This is a genomic window from Salinimonas profundi (assembly GCF_014750655.1).
Classification (GTDB): domain Bacteria; phylum Pseudomonadota; class Gammaproteobacteria; order Enterobacterales; family Alteromonadaceae; genus Alteromonas; species Alteromonas profundi_A.
The window spans coordinates 36,364-55,123 of sequence record NZ_JABBXD010000003.1 but is presented as its reverse complement, the minus strand read 5'-3'; the positions used below and the strand labels follow the sequence as shown (position 1 = coordinate 55,123).

General features: G+C 47.8%; 20 protein-coding genes and 2 pseudogenes. 11 read left to right on the top strand and 11 right to left on the bottom strand.

Annotated elements, in window-relative coordinates:
* Positions 1 to 76 precede the first annotated feature (76 nt).
* From HHX48_RS07620 to HHX48_RS19140, 5 genes and pseudogenes are all read right to left on the bottom strand, one after another.
* On the bottom strand, positions 77 to 1,240 hold the full coding sequence (locus HHX48_RS07620) for an SO_0444 family Cu/Zn efflux transporter (RefSeq protein ID WP_191023818.1): 1,164 nt from the start codon (positions 1,238 to 1,240) through the stop codon (positions 77 to 79).
* Positions 1,237 to 1,662, bottom strand: a complete 426-nt coding sequence (zntR, locus tag HHX48_RS07615) for a Zn(2+)-responsive transcriptional regulator (protein WP_191023816.1) — start codon at positions 1,660 to 1,662, stop codon at positions 1,237 to 1,239. The genes HHX48_RS07620 and zntR overlap by 4 nt, the downstream gene beginning before the upstream one ends.
* Positions 1,663 to 1,725: 63 nt before the next feature.
* Positions 1,726 to 3,450 (bottom strand): alpha-amylase family glycosyl hydrolase, encoded by a 1,725-nt coding sequence (locus HHX48_RS07610; protein ID WP_191023814.1) that lies wholly within the window; start codon positions 3,448 to 3,450, stop codon positions 1,726 to 1,728.
* 195 nt (positions 3,451 to 3,645) lie between these two features.
* Positions 3,646 to 4,596, bottom strand: coding sequence for an alcohol dehydrogenase catalytic domain-containing protein (locus HHX48_RS07605; protein WP_191023812.1), 951 nt, complete (start codon positions 4,594 to 4,596; stop codon positions 3,646 to 3,648).
* Positions 4,597 to 4,724: 128 nt separating this feature from the next.
* A pseudogene (locus HHX48_RS19140) lies at positions 4,725 to 5,196 on the bottom strand (MFS transporter); the annotation flags it as partial.
* On the opposite strand from HHX48_RS19140, the pseudogene HHX48_RS07595 reads away from it, so the two are divergent.
* The 4 genes and pseudogenes from HHX48_RS07595 to arsB all read left to right on the top strand — a co-directional run.
* Positions 5,191 to 5,406: pseudogene (locus tag HHX48_RS07595) on the top strand (LysR substrate-binding domain-containing protein); the annotation flags it as partial. The pseudogenes HHX48_RS19140 and HHX48_RS07595 overlap by 6 nt on opposite strands.
* A gap of 62 nt (positions 5,407 to 5,468) precedes the next feature.
* Positions 5,469 to 5,810, top strand: coding sequence for a metalloregulator ArsR/SmtB family transcription factor (locus tag HHX48_RS07590; protein ID WP_191023806.1), 342 nt, complete (start codon positions 5,469 to 5,471; stop codon positions 5,808 to 5,810).
* Positions 5,807 to 6,277: an arsenate reductase ArsC gene (locus tag HHX48_RS07585; protein WP_191023804.1), complete on the top strand. Its 471-nt coding sequence runs from the start codon at positions 5,807 to 5,809 to the stop codon at positions 6,275 to 6,277. Before HHX48_RS07590 ends, HHX48_RS07585 begins: the two co-directional genes overlap by 4 nt.
* A 12-nt stretch (positions 6,278 to 6,289) precedes the next feature.
* A complete protein-coding gene (gene arsB, locus HHX48_RS07580; protein WP_191023802.1) occupies positions 6,290 to 7,303 on the top strand; it encodes an ACR3 family arsenite efflux transporter in 1,014 nt (337 codons plus the stop codon).
* On the opposite strand, the gene HHX48_RS07575 is transcribed toward arsB, so the two are convergent.
* The 4 genes from HHX48_RS07575 to HHX48_RS07560 form a co-directional block, all read right to left on the bottom strand.
* On the bottom strand, positions 7,300 to 7,746 hold the full coding sequence (locus HHX48_RS07575; protein WP_191023800.1) for a DUF3859 domain-containing protein: 447 nt from the start codon (positions 7,744 to 7,746) through the stop codon (positions 7,300 to 7,302). The genes arsB and HHX48_RS07575 overlap by 4 nt on opposite strands.
* Before the next feature lie 95 nt (positions 7,747 to 7,841).
* On the bottom strand, positions 7,842 to 8,414 hold the full coding sequence (locus HHX48_RS07570) for a flavodoxin family protein (protein ID WP_191023798.1): 573 nt from the start codon (positions 8,412 to 8,414) through the stop codon (positions 7,842 to 7,844).
* Positions 8,415 to 8,588: 174 nt separating this feature from the next.
* On the bottom strand, positions 8,589 to 9,335 hold the full coding sequence (gpmA, locus tag HHX48_RS07565) for a 2,3-diphosphoglycerate-dependent phosphoglycerate mutase (RefSeq protein ID WP_191023796.1): 747 nt from the start codon (positions 9,333 to 9,335) through the stop codon (positions 8,589 to 8,591).
* Positions 9,336 to 9,866: 531 nt separating this feature from the next.
* Entirely contained in the window at positions 9,867 to 10,922 is a 1,056-nt protein-coding gene (locus tag HHX48_RS07560) for an alpha/beta fold hydrolase (RefSeq protein WP_191023794.1), read from the bottom strand.
* Positions 10,923 to 11,104: 182 nt separating this feature from the next.
* On the opposite strand from HHX48_RS07560, the gene HHX48_RS07555 reads away from it, so the two are divergent.
* The gene (locus HHX48_RS07555; protein WP_191023792.1) at positions 11,105 to 11,725 is read left to right on the top strand and encodes a flavin reductase family protein; all 621 of its coding nucleotides are present in this window, start codon (positions 11,105 to 11,107) and stop codon (positions 11,723 to 11,725) included.
* 55 nt (positions 11,726 to 11,780) lie between these two features.
* Here the strand turns inward: HHX48_RS07555 and HHX48_RS07550 are convergent, their stop codons facing one another.
* Positions 11,781 to 12,257 (bottom strand): DUF2721 domain-containing protein, encoded by a 477-nt coding sequence (locus HHX48_RS07550; RefSeq protein WP_191023790.1) that lies wholly within the window; start codon positions 12,255 to 12,257, stop codon positions 11,781 to 11,783.
* 346 nt (positions 12,258 to 12,603) lie between these two features.
* On the opposite strand from HHX48_RS07550, the gene HHX48_RS07545 reads away from it, so the two are divergent.
* The 4 genes from HHX48_RS07545 (at position 12,604) to HHX48_RS07530 (ending at position 15,564) form a co-directional block, all read left to right on the top strand.
* Complete coding sequence (locus tag HHX48_RS07545; RefSeq protein ID WP_191023788.1) at positions 12,604 to 13,896, top strand: NAD(P)/FAD-dependent oxidoreductase; 1,293 nt, start codon at positions 12,604 to 12,606, stop codon at positions 13,894 to 13,896.
* A 163-nt stretch (positions 13,897 to 14,059) separates the two neighbouring features.
* Positions 14,060 to 14,359, top strand: a complete 300-nt coding sequence (locus tag HHX48_RS07540) for a hypothetical protein (protein WP_191023786.1) — start codon at positions 14,060 to 14,062, stop codon at positions 14,357 to 14,359.
* Positions 14,360 to 14,421: 62 nt separating this feature from the next.
* A complete protein-coding gene (locus tag HHX48_RS07535; protein WP_191023784.1) occupies positions 14,422 to 14,982 on the top strand; it encodes a CBS domain-containing protein in 561 nt (186 codons plus the stop codon).
* Positions 14,983 to 15,135: 153 nt separating this feature from the next.
* Positions 15,136 to 15,564 (top strand): antitoxin Xre/MbcA/ParS toxin-binding domain-containing protein, encoded by a 429-nt coding sequence (locus tag HHX48_RS07530; RefSeq protein WP_223858172.1) that lies wholly within the window; start codon positions 15,136 to 15,138, stop codon positions 15,562 to 15,564.
* A gap of 39 nt (positions 15,565 to 15,603) precedes the next feature.
* Here the strand turns inward: HHX48_RS07530 and HHX48_RS07525 are convergent, their stop codons facing one another.
* Positions 15,604 to 16,119 (bottom strand): GNAT family N-acetyltransferase, encoded by a 516-nt coding sequence (locus HHX48_RS07525; RefSeq protein WP_191023782.1) that lies wholly within the window; start codon positions 16,117 to 16,119, stop codon positions 15,604 to 15,606.
* A gap of 769 nt (positions 16,120 to 16,888) precedes the next feature.
* Here HHX48_RS07525 and HHX48_RS07520 point away from each other — a divergent pair.
* Together HHX48_RS07520 and HHX48_RS07515 are read left to right on the top strand one after the other, a co-directional pair.
* Positions 16,889 to 18,118: a sensor domain-containing phosphodiesterase gene (locus tag HHX48_RS07520; RefSeq protein WP_191023780.1), complete on the top strand. Its 1,230-nt coding sequence runs from the start codon at positions 16,889 to 16,891 to the stop codon at positions 18,116 to 18,118.
* A 191-nt stretch (positions 18,119 to 18,309) separates the two neighbouring features.
* Positions 18,310 to 18,720: a hypothetical protein gene (locus HHX48_RS07515; protein WP_191023778.1), complete on the top strand. Its 411-nt coding sequence runs from the start codon at positions 18,310 to 18,312 to the stop codon at positions 18,718 to 18,720.
* The last annotated feature ends 40 nt before the right edge of the window (positions 18,721 to 18,760 follow it).

The window sequence follows — 18,760 nt, the reverse complement described above, 5'->3', positions numbered from 1 at the left end:
TGAAAATCAATCAAAAAGCAATAGAAATGCGTTCAGTGACAGCTATGTGGAAAACGGCCTTCCATGGCAGTTTTCATCAATGACAACAATCAGACTGAGAAGGTGATGAACGAAAGTGTTCTCTTGCCTGAGAGACCACTGTTTTTGCCATTAGTAATGCCAGTGCGATAGCACTCGCGGCATAAAGAAACTGCGTATTGTCGCCATGTTCGTGCACGCTGCCGGCAGTTACAATCAGCGATTGCCAGGAAAAGGCGGATACTGCCCAGTTCAGGGCGTAGCCCAGCCCGATACTGGCGGTAAAGACGGCGAAGAGGTACAACATCAGTGAGCGCCGGCCCAGCTCTTTTACTATCATTCCCATGGTCGATACGTTAGTCGCCGGGCCCGCCAGTAAAAATACCAGCACCGCGCCGGGCGACAGGCCTGCCGCCAGAAACCCAACTGCCAATGGCGTTGAGGCGGTGGCGCAGATATACATGGGAATACCGATAACTGCCATGATTATCATAGCTAGCACGCCATCACCCCATTGAGTGAGAAAGTCGGTCGGAACCCAGGTTTGGATCGCGGCAGCCAGTGCCAGACCGAATAGCAGCCAGACAGTAATGTCCGATAGCAATTGACCTGTACCAAATTCCCACATCGCTTTGGCTTTATCCTTTGCCGGTGTTTGCCTTAGCGTTGGATGACCGCTGCTGCACGAAGTGGATGATGCTTCTTCGGTGTCACAGCAGCTGGCTGTTGTGACCGCTGGCTCAGACGCCGCACTACTACAGCATGAAGATGTGTTTGCAGATGCTGCCACGGGTGTCGCTGGCTTATCGGCAGGCGCAAAAAATTTAACTAATAAGCCGGCATAAATCGCACTGAAAATGGCGGCAAACGGGCGCACGATAGCGTATAGCGGGCCAAGCAGGGCATAAGAAACTGATACAGAATCAACACCTGTTTCCGGCGTAGAGACGAGAAACGACACGGTGGCCGGTTTTGATGCACCACTTCGACGCAGCCCCACCGCAGCAGGGATGACACCACAGGAGCACAGCGGCAGCGGCGCGCCGATAACCGCAGCTTTGGCAACCGCGCTCATACTGTTACTTCCCATATGACGTTGCAAGAGCGACACCGGAACCAGTTCATGCATGATAGCGGCAACCAGTAAGCCCAGCAGCAGCCAGGGGGCTGATTCCATAAATAGCGCAATAAAATTTTCAGCTAACAAATACAGATCATTCATAACGGGTTATCCGACTCCAGTAACTGCAGAATTGAGCAATGTTGAGCGCTTTGCGCGCCTCCGCCACAGGCGGCATAGAGCGTTTTTAGTGAGCGCTGAATGCGTTCAAGCTCAGCGATTTTTTCACTGACTGTCTGAAGTTTCTGCGCAGTACGCTGCTTAACTTCTTCACAGGTATGATCATAAGGGTGAAGTTTTAAAGCGAGTAATTCGCCAATTTCATCTAAGGTAAATCCGAGCTGTTTGGCACGCTGGATAAATAACAGGCGCGCTTTATCCTCGTCACTAAACAGGCGATATCCGCTGGCTGATCGCATGGTTGCGTTAATCAGCCCTTTGCTTTCATAAAAGCGAATAGTATCCACCGAGACGTTTGCCTGCCGGGCCAATTCGCCAATTTTTAACGTAGCCACAGTATTCATGGTGGCAAGTATAAACCCTGGAGTAAACTCCAGGGTCAACAAAAATTATTAAATTAGTGATTTTTACTGCTGGCCGAAGACCAAAATGCTATAGGGCAGCAAGGTGGTACTACCTTCTTCGACAGCCAGTGTGTCGGTCACATCCTGATGTTGCCAGGCGAACAGACATTGTGGTTTCTCGGGTAAACCGGATAATGAATAATTGTCCAGTTCGCGGTTAGCCAAAGAAATATATACCCATACCGGTTGAGCGTTATGCTCATCAGTACGCATAAAGCCCACAACTTTGTTTTCATCATCCTGATGTACGATTTCGGTAAATGCACCGGTTAATCCGGCGCTGTTTCCATTTTCGTTGGTACGCAGGTTTATCAGTGCGGTAAATGCGGCAACGATGTCATCAAACTGTTCGCGTCGTTCCCAGTCGATATCATGATCATCACTAAACCAGCCGTGCTGCTTAAACTCCTGCCCCTGAAACACCATCGGAATGCCGCATGAGGTCAGCACTAAGGCAGCTGCGACCACCGCTTTGTTGTGCGCAAAAAAATCATCATCGACATTGCCGGGTGCGACTTCCTCTACAACCCTTGCGCGACCGTTGGCTACTTCATCGTGCGATTCCGTGTAGACCACTCTGGAAAACGGGCGTTGGCTGTAAGTATGTGAGATAGCCGTCACTACCGCATTAACATCAATTGCGCTGTCATCGGTGGCGATAAGTGCCTCCCTTATCGGGTGCACAAAGCCAGCATCCCATTGCGCGGTGTAGCCGCAGCCATCCGGCGGCGGGTCGGTAATAAAGTGATGACTGTGCAGGTCTTCGGCGATAGTCACTTTGTTATCAAACTCATCAGCGACCATCTGGTTGATTTGCTTAATCATGGTGTAGGCTTCAGGAATGTCGTCACTGCCATCATCAATGCCTGATACGCTGCGCATATAGGGCACCATATCCATACGCAGGCCATCAGCTCTGAATTCACTTAACCACATGCGCGCATTATCGATAAAGTAGCGACGTACTTCCTCGCGTCCGTAATCCGGCCGGGTGTCACCCCACGGTGTACTGCTGCGCTCGTCATTGTAGAAGTAAATGCCGCCTTTATCATTTTCACTCCAGCCATCAAACTGCCAAAGATCCAGATCGCTGGGGCCAAGGTGGTTATACACCACATCTAGAATCACGCCGATACCACGCTGGTGGGCAGCATCAATGAAGCGTTTGAGTCCGTCCGGTCCTCCATAGGCTTCTTCTACCGCGAAGGGATAGGCCGGGTTGTATCCCCAGCTTTGGTCGCCGGCAAATTCATTGACTGGCATTAGTTCAATCATTGTAATACCAAGCTTTTTCAATGCATCCAGACGGCTGATAACCGAGTCGAATGTGCCGAAGGTATCACCGTTTTTACCAAAGGTGCCGATGTGCATTTCGTAAATAACATGCTGATGAAGGGCAGGTGGCTGAAATTCCCGGGTCTGCCACTGGTAATCATCATCATAAATAAGACTGTTGCCGACGCTGTTGGTCAGATGCCGGGCCCTGGGATCGTTTTTCTGACTCTTATTGCCTGCGCTGTCTTCAATAACAAACTTATATTCATGACCATTGCGGGCGGCGTCGCTGACGCACCACCAAATCCCGCCTTCAGCAGGTTCCATCGGCTGGTCTTCCCAGTCATTAAATGTGCCTGTCAGAGCGACAGCGTTTGCATTGGGGGCCCATACTGAAAACTGATAACCATTTTCAACAGGGATAACGCCGAGTTGTCCATCAAACGCAGACATGATTGTTCTCCAAATAATACGCCACAGGTCGGCGTGGATTTGCTCAGCAATTGTGGTGCCACTGATGAAGTGAGGGGAAATTGCTTTAGTTTCAGGCTACGGCGTGCTCAGCGCGGAGGTGTGCCGTTAGTCATACTGCAATAACGGCACAGTAAACAGAATAATTTACCGAAGATACTGTGTAAAAATTCGCCCTTATCCGTCAGTGTCCAGCACCGTTTTTTCCTTGGTTTGTTTGCTGTGCGAGAGGGCATGATTCATTTCGCTGAAGGGGAAAAGGACCGGGTCATCCACGACTATAAGGCCTGTCTGAATATCTTCAAGCAATGACTCACCATCTTTCATCAGCGCTGTCCAGGCAGCTTCGTCGCCATACTGGTGAAGCGCACCAAGCGCTACCTCATGGTAAGAAATCGTACGTGTGAATGCCGGGTCGACAGGTTTTTCAATTCTTCCCTGGATACACACAATATGACCGTTCGCCTGAAGCCGCGATACGAGCTTTGTTGCGTTGTCGGCGCTTACCGCATCAATCACGGCAAAATATTGCTGTGGTAAATCTTCGGCATCGCGAAAGACCGATGTAATACCCAGCGCATTCGCCTCACTCTCTTCCAGACTTCCTGATAAGGCGTGCACCTCGTAATCGGCACGCTTTAAAAACTGAACCGTAAGCTTGTTCACCGCGCCCATACCAGCTACCAGGACTTTTGCACCCGGGCTTGGCGGCAGCTTGCTCACTGCCTGCCATGCGGTCAGCATGGGGCAGGGAAGAGCCGCCGCAAACTCAAACGACATATTGTTCGGCAACTGCATCACCCTGTTGGCCTTAACAACGGTGAACGCTGCAAAACTGCCATCATGTTGCAAGGATTGGTGGTAGGTGATCTGCTGACCAATCATCGCTTCATCAATACCGGCGCCTGTTGCCACCACTTCGCCGGCACCGTCCACACCGGGAATGCGTCCTTTGGGCCAGTTTAGCGGGTCATCTTCAATGAATTTCCAGTCTACCGGATTTATACCACTGGCTTTGTTTTTAATAAGGATCTCGTCCGACGCAAGGTCGGGCAGTGTCGTGTCTTCCTGATAAAGCGCGCGTCCTGCCCGGTCAAAATGCCAGGCCTTATTCGTTGTAACAGTCATATTAGAATTCCTGACAGCGGCACGGTGCATAGCGCAGTACCGCTGTGTGTTGGTGTTAACGATATCTGTTACTTAAACGGACGACATTGCCCGGTCGATTTATCCTGAACGTAAATACTTTTTTAGATTCAGGCTTTGGCTGGCACGAAACTGCCAGCTTCGCGTTGATCAAGATACCCGGAAATCCGTGTTAACAGCAGCGCGCTGAACGTAATGATTGCACCAATCCAGGTGGTATCTGATAACGACAGCTGTTCAACTATTGCGCCGCCAGTGACAGAGCCGATGGCAATGCCGACATTAAACGCAGCGATATTAAGCCCTGATGCCACATCCACTGCATTGGGCGTAAAGCGCTGTTATCGGACCGTGCTTATCAGTCAGCTGTCCGCTCGGATATTTCCGCTGGCAACCGATACACCGTAAATCAGCGCTATGATTGCGGTCGCCGATGCGGCTAAGCCGGTCTCCTCGCTTTAAAATAGGCGTCAGATAGGTGAACGCTGTGAATGTGACGCCATAGCACAGCGCGGAAGTAGGCAAAACCAGTAACAGCCGTTTTTATAGGAATAGCTGTAACTGTTCAGTTAGCGTAGATGGCTGTGTTTAAACGGTCAGGGCATTGCGCTGCTGTCCAACTTTATGTGTCGTGATGATATTAACCAGCACCGTCTAACAGAAGTGCTGCCCGCGCAAATAGCCAGCCCTAACCGCCGCGAATCGGTCAATGCGGTATTTTATAAAAACAGCGCTGTATCGTCGCGCATCAGTGCATTTTTAGACTTCATACAGCCAAGGTTAACACTGTAGGTAGACAGTGCTGCGCATAACAAATATGATATTCCATATATCTGGTTTTTCGTATTTGTTCTATGTCACCCTTATTGTTCTATAAATGTCTGGCGGATGACACCCGTCTGAAAATTTTGCTATTGCTGGTCTCGCATACTTCTCTATGCGTGTGCGATCTGATTGACGCACTCTCGCTCAGCCAGCCGAAAATCTCGCGCCATCTGGCATATCTTAGAAAATGCAATATTGTTCAGGCCGAGCGGCGAGGTAAATGGATGTATTATGCGCTCAACAATGCCTTGCCCGAGTGGGCCTTTTCAGTTTTAAAAACAACGGAATTCGCGAATCAGGAATACGTGAAAGAAGCGAATAGTCGATTAAAAAATGCCATGTCTACTAACTGTCAGGATTCATCATCATGAAGATTCTATTTATCTGCACACACAACCGCTGTCGAAGTGTGCTAAGCGAAGCCATTGTAAACAAAATCGCCGATGGTGAGATCGTCGCTAAAAGCGCGGGCAGTGAGCCTGCCGGAGAGGTGCACCCGTTAACATTAAAGTTCCTGGATGAAGCCGGTTACCCGACAAAGGGTTTGAAAAGTCAGTCGTGGGATGACTTTGAGCAGTTTCAGCCCCGTGTTGTTATTACCGTGTGTGACGCTGCAGCGGGCGAGACATGCCCGATGTACTTTTCCCGCGCACTCAAAGTGCACTGGGGGCTGCCCGATCCATCAAAGGTCACCGGTTCTGATGAACAGAAAAAACGTGCGTTTGAAGATGTGATCAGTGAAATTGAAACGCGCGCCCGCGATTTAATAGCGATTGCCCGGGCGGATTTGGAAGGGGATGCATTACGTGTGGCCCTGAATAAATTAGGCGCGCAGTAAAAGGAGCTGTAAATGGGTTTTTTCGAGCGCTATTTGTCGTTGTGGGTAGCTCTTTGTATTGTAATTGGCGTGGTGGCAGGCACTGTGGCTCCCGATTTTTTCGCCGCAGTCTCACAGTTTGAGGTTGCCCATGTCAATCTGGTGGTGGCAGTGCTTATCTGGCTAATGATTTACCCCATCATGATTCAGGTCGATTTTGCCGCGCTTAAGGATGTGGGCAAAAAGCCAAAAGGGCTGATGCTGACTCTGATAATAAACTGGTTGGTCAAGCCGTTTACCATGGCATTGCTGGGGTGGCTGTTTTTTAAAGGGTTGTTTGCCCAGTGGGTCGACCCGCAAACCGCCAGTGAGTATATCGCCGGTATGATTTTACTGGGTGTGGCGCCTTGTACGGCGATGGTGTTCGTATGGAGCCATCTGACCCGGGGGGATGCTAACTACACCCTGGTTCAGGTGTCGGTAAACGATGTCATTATGATTTTTGCGTTTGCGCCTCTGGCCGGTCTTTTATTGGGCGTATCAGATATCACAGTGCCATGGGATACGTTGCTCTTATCTGTGCTGCTTTACGTGATATTACCGCTAGTGGCAGGATTTATTACCCGTACTCTTCTGCTAAAACGCGGAGAGCAGACAGTTATTTCGCTGGTTGATAAGTTAAAGCCGCTTTCCATTGTAGGATTACTGGCGACATTAATACTGCTTTTCAGTTTTCAGGCGAATACGATAATTGAAAAGCCGCAGAGCATAGTACTTATTGCGATACCGCTATTGATACAGACGTACGGAATCTTTGCTATTGCATACTATCTGGCGAAACGCCTGAAGTTACCGCACAATGTGGCAGCTCCCGCTTGCATGATAGGCACATCAAACTTCTTTGAACTGGCCGTTGCTGTGGCCATTTCACTGTTTGGGCTGCATTCAGGCGCCGCGCTGGCAACCGTGGTGGGTGTGCTGGTGGAGGTGCCGGTGATGTTATCGCTGGTCTGGTTTGCAAACCGTACCCGCCACTGGTTTGCTTAATAGCCGCGGGGACGGAGTTTTCCCCGTTTCCAGAATGAGGCGCCTTCATAGGGCGCTTCATCCTCTACTTCAAATGTCTTGTCAGCGACGATTCGACCGTCCAGTTCCAGCGTCATCCTCCAGGGACCCGTTTTATTGGCAACAGGCTCCCACAACGTATCGCCCAGATAAAAATCCCAGTCGTTATTACCTACGAACTCTGTGCCGTCGAATGGTGGCATGGGGGTACCGTCTTCATCAGGGATATCCGGGTGGTAAATGCAGTATCTGAGTTTCGCGTTTTTTGCCCGCTTGATATTAACAATATAGCCAAACTCTATATCCAGTTCGCAGGGGATTTGGGTAGTAAACCGGTCAATTTTAGGTAAGGCTTTAGAGTTGGCATCCCAGTGTTTATAAATACCATAACTAACTATTTCAACAGTGGGTTTTTGTTTGGCCATACCGCGCTGACTCCTGTGCTGGTGAGCGAGAGAGTATAACAAAAGCTGATGGTTGGAACGAGAATGCCCGGCACAAAGCATACCGGGCATAATACTTAGTTAACCCATTTTTCCGTCACTTCAAGCACGCGCTTGGCATAAGCTTTGGCGGTATCCAAATCGCCCTGACAAGGAGCTTCGTCTGCATCGGCATCTGCCGGCGATTGGGCCATTAACCCGATAAATGCACCGACGTAGTTGATGTCGTTACGATCAGCATCTTTGGTATTGGCAGGCTTCATGCCCATATTTGCCCACATCATGCCATGCTGACCCGCCAGCGTGACAAAATAGTGTAGGGTTGAATGCTTATCGCCATTCATCGAGCCTGAGTTGGTGAAGCCGCCTGCCACCTTGTTGCGCCATTTATCTTCAAACCATCTTTTGCTGGATTGGTCAGCAAATTTCTTAAATTGCCAGGATGCCATGCCCATATAAGTGGGTGAGCCGAAAATGATGGCATCAGCATCATCCAGCACAGACCATTGGCCGTCGGTGATATCCCCATTCTCGTCGATTTCAATTAACGTATTTTGGGCAGCGTCGTGCTGCTCCAGCTCTTCGAAAAATGCATTGGCCAAACGTTTTGTGTGGCCATAACCACTGTGAAACACCACTGCTATCTTCATATCGTAACCCTCCAATTAACATTGTTAAGCCATTACGAATCAGATGAGAAAATGGTGCTTATTTCGACATAAATGTGGAAGGAAACGGACTATCCTTGATGCAAGCAGATTTTACTATCAAAACAAAAAAAGCCGCGCTAATGCGCGGCTTTTTAATTATCCTTCATCAAACTATTAGTTTGATTTACCCTGATTAGCGACAGAGTTTACCATCTTCTTAATTTCTTCCGGATCGCCCAGATACTCTTTGGAAATAGGCTTCATATCGTTGTCCAGTTCATATACCAGTGGTACACCAGTAGGGATGTTCAGCTCCAGTACTTCCTCTTCACTCATGCCATCCAGATATTTCACAAGTGCACGTAAACTGTTCCCATGAGCAGCAATGATTATACGCTTGCCATCCTGAATGCTTGGGCGAATGACATCATGCCAATACGGCAGAACGCGTTCAATGGTTAGTTTCAGACTTTCCGCCCGCGGCAAAATCTCAGGGTCGACATTGCTGTAGCGACGATCGTGGGCTGGGAAGTGTTCGCTGTCGGTGTCCACTGACGGCGGTGGCACATCGAAACTACGACGCCACATTTTAACCTGCTCATCACCGTGTTTTTCAGCCGTTTCTGCTTTGTTCAAACCCGTCAGCGCCCCGTAGTGACGCTCGTTCAGACGCCAGTGGCGCTCAACAGGCAAGTAGTGCTGACCCATTTCTTCCAGGGCCAGGTTCAACGTTTTGATAGCACGAAGCAGCACGGATGTATAAGCCAGATCAAATTCAAATCCTGCCTCTTTTAACAACTTACCAGCGTTAGTTGCCTGTGCGATACCGGTGTCTGTCAGATTCACGTCATGCCAGCCAGTGAATCGGTTTTCAAGGTTCCATTGGCTTTCGCCGTGGCGGATAAGTACCAGTTTATACATATAAAATGACCCTTTGAGGCTTAGTTTGAAGAAAAAATTTGCCCGGAATGCATGTAAATTTCCAGTCTGATTCTTTAAATCAGACTATCATCTACTATAGTGGCTGAAAAATCCAGCCAGCACCATGCGAGTTACCGTGGCACAAGTACTGCATAGTCAATAGCGTTAGATAATAAAATAGTTTACGTCAGCTAGGTTCTCTCCGACGACATCGAGCGTTTAACCGGTCTGCTCGATGCGCAAAGTGTAATCAGGACCGGTAGATTTATCAGCTTACGCACCACAGCAGCGAAAGCTGATGCCATGGGCAGAGGTAGTTATGTGTTTTCGATATACGTTAAGCAAATCCCAGGTACGCGAGCCAGTAGAGTCAGGCGATGAAGCTCAGGTATTAAAGGCGGCAAAACGCTACCATTATCGTCCCAGGGGCACCCGAACGTCTCCAGTGGTGAGAAAACCGGTTAAAAAACAGGTTAAACGCCCACACTAAACACGAGTGCAGGCTGGGGCACAAATAAACACCTGATGCGATTATTTCTCGGATGAGGAATCAGCCGGGTCGCTACCTTGCGACTTCCTCACAACCGCCTCTAAGAATGGCGATTTGAATCTGTCGAAATCTTCAATGTGCGGCAAATGTCCCAGATCTTTTAGTTCAACAACAGTAATCTCCGGATTCCTTTCTTTTACTTCTGCGCCCAGTTTGTCATAACGACCTAATTCCCGGCTCACGCCCGGTTTTTTAAGATCTCTGCCCGGCGCTGTTCGGTCACGTGTACCAAGAATCAGAGTGACCGGCATATCAAGATATTTAAGGTCCTCAATCACTGGCTGGGTCAACAGCATGTCGTAGGTCAGGGCACTGACTTTTGCCAGTATTGGCCAGTCCGGGCCCTGAACCCAGCCAATCAGAAACTCTGCGTGTTCGGCAAAGCGGTCATTCCAGCGCCCATCGTAATAGTTCTTTTTCTGATAGCTGATAATGTCTTCCGGCATTTTCTTAAGTTCACTACGATAAAAGTTGTTTACATCGCGATACTCTTCGTACACCAGATAATTTTCTAATCCGATAGGGTTAACCAGTACGAGACGCTGGGCGGTTTTACCAAACATCAGAGAAAAACGGGTAGCCAGCATGCCTCCCATAGAATGACCGACTACCACGGTCTTGTTAATGTTTAATTTTTCCATCAGCGCTTTGGTGTTATTGGCCAGCGCTGCAAAGCTATATTGATAATCGGTCGGCTTGGATGACTTGCCGAAACCGATCTGATCTGGCATCAACACGCCGTAACCCTGATCGTGCAGCCAGCTGGCCGTTTTCTGCCAATAAGCACCGTTAAAATTTTTGCCATGAAATAGCGTTACCACCGGAAAATCATCTTTAGGCGGAAGATACATATAGGCCATGGTCAGATCGCTTCCCTGTGAGCTCAGCGCAAACTCGCTGACTTCAAAAGGATAGGGCATGCCCGTTAGCTGAGCATCATATTTAAGCTGCTCGTAAGCATTTGCTTCATTTTCTTTTTGTGCCTGTGCCGGCATTATCAATAAAAGGCTCAACAGCCCGATATACCATGCTTTCATTTTCTTTCCCTGGGCGATCTAATAATCCATTTATACCAAAATCAGTAACCGAGGTTCATTTTGCCAGCCAAATAAATACGCGAAATATAGCGAAAAGAATAGTGAAAACGGCCTCTTAGCAATCCGTACGGAGACATTAGCGCGTACCTAAGCATAATGACGTTAACTTTAATGAGGATCCAATGTCCGATAACTATCATTATTATGAGCCCATCAAGGGTCATGGTTTGGCCCATGACCCTTTCAATGCCATTATCGCCCCTCGTCCAATAGGCTGGATCGCCAGTCAGGATGATGCGGGTCAGGTGAATCTGGCACCATACAGCTTTTTCAATGCTTTTAACTATGTACCGCCGATTATCGGGTTTGCCAGTGTCGGGTATAAGGACTCTGTCAGAAATATCGAACAAACCGGAGAGTTTTGCTGGAATCTGGTAAGTGAACCATTAATGGAAAAGATGAATCAGACCAGTGCTTCGGTAGACCAAAATGTGGATGAATTTGATGTAGGTAACCTCAAAAAAGCGTCGTCCCGATGCGTGGCCGTGCCGCATGTTGCCGATAGCCCGGTAATAATGGAATGTAAAAAAACGCAAATTGTCCGGTTAAAAGACAAAGCGCAGCATGATGTTGATACCTGGATGGTGTTCGGAGAAGTCGTCGCGGTGCATATTAATAAAACGATGATAAAAGACGGCGTTTATCAAACCGTTGCCGGGCAGCCGGTATTACGCGGTGGTGGTACGGGAGACTACTTTACCATTGATGAATCGGGCAAACGTATTATGCCGCGTCCTGATTAAGCAGACTGACAATGCAGGCAGAGCACCTGACTACAAGTCAGGCGCCTTGCCAGTGTCAGAATGAGGTGCCTGGCCGTTTGCGGTCAGGTTTATGAATGGTTCTGACAATATTGATAGAATGTGTAGCCAGTCTCACTTCCACAAGAAACAGAACCAACGCGCATATCAGCAACAGCATAGCCAGCACAAACAACACAATAATCGGCATTTTTAAGTCGATTATCAGCAGGGAGCCGGCGAATAACAGACCAATTACCAGACAAATCATCAGCCCGGATGCCACGCAAAACCCGATGGCCCAGTTAGCGGCTCTCACTCTGCTCCACAACACGATAATTTCCTGTTTTGAGCGTTCCACAAGCTGTGGATCTGCCAGTGTTTGAATTTGCCGTTCTGCAATTCTGACACGATCAGAGATTCTTCCTAACCGTCCGGACATAACACTTAAAAATCCGGCGATACCCGTTAACAAAAAAACAGGCGCGACGGAGAACTCAATCAGTTGTGACAGACTGGGAATTAACGTATCCACAATTCGATGTCCTTTGGTTTACAAGCTTTGCTGCCGCCCGATGCAAGTGTCTGGCCTTTTTTGAAACGAAGGGCCTGAACGGAATAAATCTGAGAGGATCGTTGGTGCGCTAAGCAATGATCCCGACCAGTGAAATTCTTTAAATTATCTGTATTTTCAATTTGATAAGGGTTTATTCGCGCCGGACTGCGTTTTAGGTCAATATAAAGAAGAATCAAAGAGACTGATCAATGTATCTTGCCGTACATACAACAAGGACTGACAGCGACGGTTAACCTGAGTGTCGCCCCAGCCATACATATTCATTGAGTGTATATGGCTGGAACGATTACAAACAGGTTTGATTATGAAACGGATAGTTGTTGTTGGCGGCGGCGCCGGCGGACTGGAGCTGGTTACCCGGCTTAGCAAATCATTAGGTAAATCAGAAAAAGCGGAAATAATTCTGGTCGACCGCTCACGGACCCACGTGTGGAAGCCGTTACTGCATGAAGTCGCTGCAGGCGTGATTGATAAAAGCTCAGATGGTGTCGATTATCGCATGCACGCGGTAAAGCATCACTACCGCTTTGAGCTGGGTGAACTTACCCATATAAACCGCAATGATAAGCAGATTGTGTTAAACACTCTCAAAGATGAAAAAGGACACGAAATATTGCCAGAGCGTCATATTAGTTATGATTATCTTGTACTGGCGATGGGCAGTGTTTGCAATGACTTTGGAACGCCGGGCGTGAAAGATTTCTGTTTCACGCTGGACTCATTGGATCAGGCAGAGCAATTTCACAGGGCACTATTGAATCAGCTATTACGTATCAACCAGTCAGAAGTGGATAAGACCACACTTCAGGTGGGGATCGTCGGAGCGGGTGCAACAGGCACTGAGCTTGCTGCCCAGCTTCACCATATTGCTAACCTCGCGAAAGCTTACGGTATGCCGGAAATGTCATCAGAGCGTCTGAATGTCACTATTATTGAGGCTGGTCAACGTATTCTTCCGGCATTGCCAGAAAAAATCGCCGGCTCTGCTAAACAGGCGCTGACAAAACTGGGTATTACCCTGCGTGAAGGCACCATGGTATCTGAAGCAACGGAAGAAGGCTTTATCACCAGCGACAATGAGCTCATAAAAGCGGATCTGATGGTGTGGTCGGCAGGGGTAAAGGCGCCTGATTTTCTGGTCGAGATGGATGTTTTCGAAACCAATAAAGCCAATCAGATTCTGGTAAACAAATACCTGCAGAGCACCGTTGATGAGTACATTCTTGTCATCGGAGATTGTGCTGGTTTTGAACAGGAGGATGGCTCCTGGGTGCCGCCTCGCGCGCAGTCTGCCCACCAAATGGCCAGCACAGCAGGTAAAAACATTATTAATATGTTCAAAAATAAGTCGCTGGAAACTTTTACGTATAAAGATTACGGGTCGCTGGTGCATTTAAGTCGTTACAGCACCGTAGGCAGCCTGATGGGCGCGCTTTCCAACAGTAGTATGTTTATTGAGGGAAGACTGGCGAAACTGGTGTACGTGTCGCTGTATAACAATCATCAGTTTACAGTACATGGACGGCTAAAAGGCCTGATGACGTTGCTTAGCCGCAAAGTCAGCAATATCGTAAGACCCAAATTTAAACTGCACTAATGGTGTTACCGCTGTAAGGGGCAGTAACTGTGCCCCTGTCTTTTTAGTAAACAGGGATCGACGCGATTAACAGAACATTTATTCAGACCAGCGGCTGCTGAAAAATGCATCATCGACCTTATACTCATAATTATGAACACAAATCCTGCATCGATAGCGTAGAATGAAACACTGGATACTGGTTGTTAGCTTACTACTACTATTGCCCATTGAGGGCAGTGGTCAGGGTCTGTCTGACAGTCGTCTGGATCTTCAGCGCGTTGCTTCTGCTGACAGTTGTTTTGATGAACTTCTGAAAGAAAAGAGCCATCAGGAGGAAGAGTCTGATAGTGATGGCTTACTATCATCGTTTTCACTGGCTTTATCGCAACAGTCTTTTGCTGTTTCAGACAGCAGTGTGGTTGCTGCGGCGCAAACCCTACGCATAACGCCGCCCATACGCGCTCCGCCTCATTTCATTTAATTGCACCTGGCGACATGCCAACGAAAAAAAAGCTATTAAATGAAATATATGAGGATTTTCCTATGCATACTTTATCCCTGTTTAAAACTGAACCTTCAGACACACTGGCATGGCCACATGCAAATGATCAGATATCGCCTAATTCACCCGCTCGCGATGTTATGGCCGACTTTGCCGAGCATGCGCCTTACCGACTGAGCGCAGCAACACCTGCAGTTAGTCTACTGCCCTTGTTAAAGCAGTCTCATGTCAATGCGGCACTGGTTACAGACAGCAATGAGCGGTTTTGCGGCCTGATTACCCGCGATGACGTCAGCGAAGCAAGGTTGTTGCAAATAGTGGCAGAAGGCACACGACGCGAAGACATTGTCGCGGCTGACTGTATGCAACCAAGAAATACGCTACACAGTGTCGCCTTTGAGGAAATTCAGCGGGCAAAGGTAAAAGATGTTCTGGAAACATTGCGGGCATCCGGACAACAGCATTGTCTGGTTACCGACCAGAAAAACCATGAAATACGCGGGCTTATCTGCGCACGGGATATCGCTGAATTGCTGAACCTGAAAGTGGATATTGCAAAACCTGCAACATTTGCTGAATTATCTCGCATTCTTGCTGCCTGATATAAACAGAGGCTGAAGTGCACGCGTGCCGTTACACAGGTAACGGCATGGTAAAGTGCCATTGGCTGTTCATTGTGGATTAGAAATTGCACAGTGAAACAGCACAATGTTATTCGGGCATAGTGAGTTACCAGCAACAGAAGGAGTACGGTCATGAGAATGGCAAATAATCCACCCGCTGTAGTAATGAAGGCGTTTACCTGGGCATATGAAGAATTACGTTTAACCACCCTGGAAGCTGCGCAGTTGTTGGGCGTAAGCGAAAATGCGTTAAAAGAAACATCACTGGTAGGCTTTGAGAGCACCTCTGATGAAAGTGAAATTCAGATCGCATTTATCCGTATGTACCATTTACTTTATGCTATGTCAGATGGTGATACCGAACAAATGATTGGCTGGTTTAACCGACACAACCCCCATCTTGGTGCGATACCAAAAGATGCCTGCCACAATCTGGCTGGGGTAAATTACGTCAGTGATTATCTGGAGTCAGAACAAAAAGAGAAACCCGTCGCTCCTCCCTCTTTCATGATACCTGGTCAACCCAAGAAACCTATCCGCAAAGTTGCTCTACGTCGCTAGTATTAAATAAAAGATGCCAGGGAACGCATCTTTTATAGTTCAAACCGCTTTATCAGAACTGCCAAAAGCAGCGGGGTACGACACCTCACCTTTTGGAAAACTTTTGCTGAAAGATCGTGCCAGAAAATATCCCTGAGGAATACCTGAAAACGTCAAAGAGTTAACCTGCTCAAACCCGAAACGCGTGTAATAGGCAGGATCGCCAACCAAAACGCATCCTTTAGCGCCACTTTCTTCAAGTTGATCAAGCGTGCTTTGAATTAACCGGGAGCCACCGCCCTTACCCTGATATTCTGGTATCACAGAAACAGGTCCAATCCCGAACCAGCCTTTGTGTCCGTGGGAAATTTGAACACGACAAACAGCAATATGACCAATCATCTGGCCGTCTCTTTCTGCTACCCGGGACAGATATAACTCATTAGTTTCACGCAGTGCATCCACAATGGCGTGTTCGCGCTGATTGGTGTACTCCGCGTGGTGAAATGCCTGTTTGACTATCTCGCGTATAGGCGAAATGTCTGCAGGCTGCTCTGGTCGAATCGTTAGTATCATAACGGGCCAACGCTTCCTTAACGTTAAATACGAATAGATAGCATCATCGCGAAAGGCACCTTTACATTCTTAGTGAGGCCCGCCTTCCACCATATGCTGATAATTCAGTCATGCCAAAAACGCACCACATCCTCTGCTTGTGATAAAACCTTTTAAATCATGGAGGTAAGTGGCCTGTAACACAGCGAGGCGGAAATTAAGGTTTTTTCAACGCACCACACCAGATACAAGTGTCGCTTATTGAGCACATCCAATGTGAGGCGGGTACCTGAATGACAGGCATAAAAAAACCGAGGCTTGGAGGACCTCGGTCAATAAATTGGAATACACATGGTTATCGCCACGGCTAGAGATGGGATACCGAAGCGATGAAAAAACTATAGCAATACAAATATGCTGGTTCGCTCTGAATATTCATATATAAGTATTTACCCTTATACCTTACCTGAATAGCAAATCTGGTATTAATCAATCCTGCTTTACGCCATGTTGTTTTCCATTCAGGATGATTAGCTTTGAGGTGTAAATAGTACACCTGATATGATGTGACGTTCATGCGAAATCAACAGCATACCGCTACAATAAGTTAAAGTTAATTCAAGAAACCGTGCGGTAACAGAAAGTTGTCAGGCCAACAGGTGAAATAGCCCGGCGCTTTTTCTGACCCTCAGATATTGGACGAGTTGGAAGCTTGTAAAGTTCGCAGCAGGTTTATAAGGATTGCCCCTTTCGGGCTGAATAGTAGTACCAGGATAGTAGAGAATGTTCTATGCCGCAGCAAAGTTTTGAAGCGTTTCTGGCAGGTGGCGATCCTGCCAGAGTGGGAAGTGTCGCTGACTTATCAATGCTTCTTGAAGCGATTCGTCGATATCTGAATATGGATGTGGCGTTCACCTCACGCTTTACAGAAACCGATCGACTCGTTGAATTGGTGAGGAAAGGCGAAAATGCCGCCCAATGGTGTGAATTAGAATCGGGCGCCTCCGATCCGCTCGAAGAATCTTTTTGCTTCAAAATTGTGGAGGGGCAGCTTAACAATATCATCAGTGATACCAGTATCGATCCGATTACTAACAAGATGCCGGTAACGACGCAGCTCAACATTGGATCTTACATCGGGGTGCCAATCCCTGTTGGTGACGGCGAGATATACGGCACACTTTGCTGCTATGACAAGTCATCGAATGACTCTTTGGATGAGCGTGACGTGGAACTGCTGCATATTATCGCTGCTTATATCGGCCAGGTGCTGGGGAGAAGCTTCAATAGTAAGAAGAAGCAGGACGCCATTCGCAGACAAGTCCGGTCAGTGATTGATAATGGTCAGATTGATGTGGTTTTTCAGCCAATATACGGCCAGCAAAGCCAGCATTATGAGTATTATGAAGTGTTGGCCCGCTTCAATACAGAACCTTACCGACCACCTAACGAATGGTTACACGATGCTGACCTGGTTGAGTTAGGACTGGAAGTAGAAAGCGCAATTGTTAATAAGGTGGCACAGCGCCTTAAACAAGCTAATGCCAGCGGGCTGGGCCTGAAGGTGGCGATAAACGTCAGTCCGCGGATGATGGAAAGCGGACTGTTGCCAAACTTATTAAGTGAGGTGGATAGTGAGCAGCTTCGTATAGAATTAACAGAACACGTTCGCATCACAAATTACGAAGAATTCCGTACTTTTCTTAAACCGCTCAGTGATAAAGGCTTTAAAATCTGTATTGATGATGTGGGGGCAGGGTTTGCCAGCTTAAAACATATTTTGGAGATCGAGCCGGATGTCATAAAGCTGGATCTGAGTCTTGCCAGCAATATTCATCAGGATAAAAAGCGACAGGCACTGGTGACAGGGTTACTGGCTTTTGCTAATAGTTTTAATTGCGAAGTTGTGGCCGAAGGTATTGAAACCATTGAAGAGTATCGCGCACTGGAAAAGCTGGGCGTCAGGTTTTTTCAAGGCTGGTATTTCTCAAGGCCTGTTGGATTCGACCAGCTATCCTGAATTCCGCTATTTAAAAAAGCCGGCGCATCGATGTGTCGGTTTTTACAAATATAACCGGTATTGGTATTGTAGACAGTTATAGACAGGTCAACAGTGTCCAGGCAAGCGTTCAATTTATGGTTAGGTTTTTATTCTGTATTTGCTTATCTTTGCTCATTACCGGTTGCTCGCAGCGGCCCAGCTATGAAGATATGCAAACTCACTTTGAAGAAAATCAGGCAACGTTTTCTATGATTGCCGCAGTGGCGTGCGAAATTGGCGAAGAAAGTAACGCCAACAGATTGGTTATTGCGCCCGATTCACCTAAAAGCGAAGCATTGCTCGACCTTGCTGGCACTTTGGATGTCGATAGTATCACCTACCTCGAAAAGAATAATAAATGTACGTTATCTATGCCTGTTTATGAGTATGAGGATGACGGTCTCCATCAGCAGTTTGCTTATCGCTACAATATAAGCTCTCCCCGTGAGTATTCGAAGAAAACGCATGTCTACGAGCAGGCGAAAAACGCTGTTCGCAACGGTGCGAAAAGTCAGGTTGCTTTTGACATGAAGCTCGCCCGGCGCTGGTTCTTCTCTTTTTTCTATAAAGATGTTAGCTAAAGTGTGAAAGAAGAGATGGCGGGGTTGGGCGTTGCGCGAA

Excerpts from the sequence above, each read along its gene's own strand:
- arsB (WP_191023802.1), top strand. The coding sequence starts at position 6,290 with ATGGGTTTTTTCGAGCGCTATTTGTCGTTGTGGGTAGCTCTTTGTATT.
- HHX48_RS07540 (WP_191023786.1), top strand. The coding sequence starts at position 14,060 with ATGAAACACTGGATACTGGTTGTTAGCTTACTACTACTATTGCCCATT.
- HHX48_RS07525 (WP_191023782.1), bottom strand. The coding sequence starts at position 16,119 with ATGATACTAACGATTCGACCAGAGCAGCCTGCAGACATTTCGCCTATA.
- gpmA (WP_191023796.1), bottom strand. The coding sequence starts at position 9,335 with ATGTATAAACTGGTACTTATCCGCCACGGCGAAAGCCAATGGAACCTT.
- HHX48_RS07590 (WP_191023806.1), top strand. The coding sequence starts at position 5,469 with ATGTCACCCTTATTGTTCTATAAATGTCTGGCGGATGACACCCGTCTG.
- HHX48_RS07605 (WP_191023812.1), bottom strand. The coding sequence starts at position 4,596 with ATGACTGTTACAACGAATAAGGCCTGGCATTTTGACCGGGCAGGACGC.
- HHX48_RS07620 (WP_191023818.1), bottom strand. The coding sequence starts at position 1,240 with ATGAATGATCTGTATTTGTTAGCTGAAAATTTTATTGCGCTATTTATG.
- HHX48_RS07560 (WP_191023794.1), bottom strand. The coding sequence starts at position 10,922 with ATGAAAGCATGGTATATCGGGCTGTTGAGCCTTTTATTGATAATGCCG.
- HHX48_RS07570 (WP_191023798.1), bottom strand. The coding sequence starts at position 8,414 with ATGAAGATAGCAGTGGTGTTTCACAGTGGTTATGGCCACACAAAACGT.
- HHX48_RS07530 (WP_223858172.1), top strand. The coding sequence starts at position 15,136 with ATGAGAATGGCAAATAATCCACCCGCTGTAGTAATGAAGGCGTTTACC.
- HHX48_RS07545 (WP_191023788.1), top strand. The coding sequence starts at position 12,604 with ATGAAACGGATAGTTGTTGTTGGCGGCGGCGCCGGCGGACTGGAGCTG.
- HHX48_RS07520 (WP_191023780.1), top strand. The coding sequence starts at position 16,889 with ATGCCGCAGCAAAGTTTTGAAGCGTTTCTGGCAGGTGGCGATCCTGCC.
- HHX48_RS07585 (WP_191023804.1), top strand. The coding sequence starts at position 5,807 with ATGAAGATTCTATTTATCTGCACACACAACCGCTGTCGAAGTGTGCTA.
- HHX48_RS07610 (WP_191023814.1), bottom strand. The coding sequence starts at position 3,450 with ATGTCTGCGTTTGATGGACAACTCGGCGTTATCCCTGTTGAAAATGGT.
- HHX48_RS07515 (WP_191023778.1), top strand. The coding sequence starts at position 18,310 with ATGCAAACTCACTTTGAAGAAAATCAGGCAACGTTTTCTATGATTGCC.
- HHX48_RS07575 (WP_191023800.1), bottom strand. The coding sequence starts at position 7,746 with ATGGCCAAACAAAAACCCACTGTTGAAATAGTTAGTTATGGTATTTAT.
- HHX48_RS07555 (WP_191023792.1), top strand. The coding sequence starts at position 11,105 with ATGTCCGATAACTATCATTATTATGAGCCCATCAAGGGTCATGGTTTG.
- zntR (WP_191023816.1), bottom strand. The coding sequence starts at position 1,662 with ATGAATACTGTGGCTACGTTAAAAATTGGCGAATTGGCCCGGCAGGCA.
- HHX48_RS07535 (WP_191023784.1), top strand. The coding sequence starts at position 14,422 with ATGCATACTTTATCCCTGTTTAAAACTGAACCTTCAGACACACTGGCA.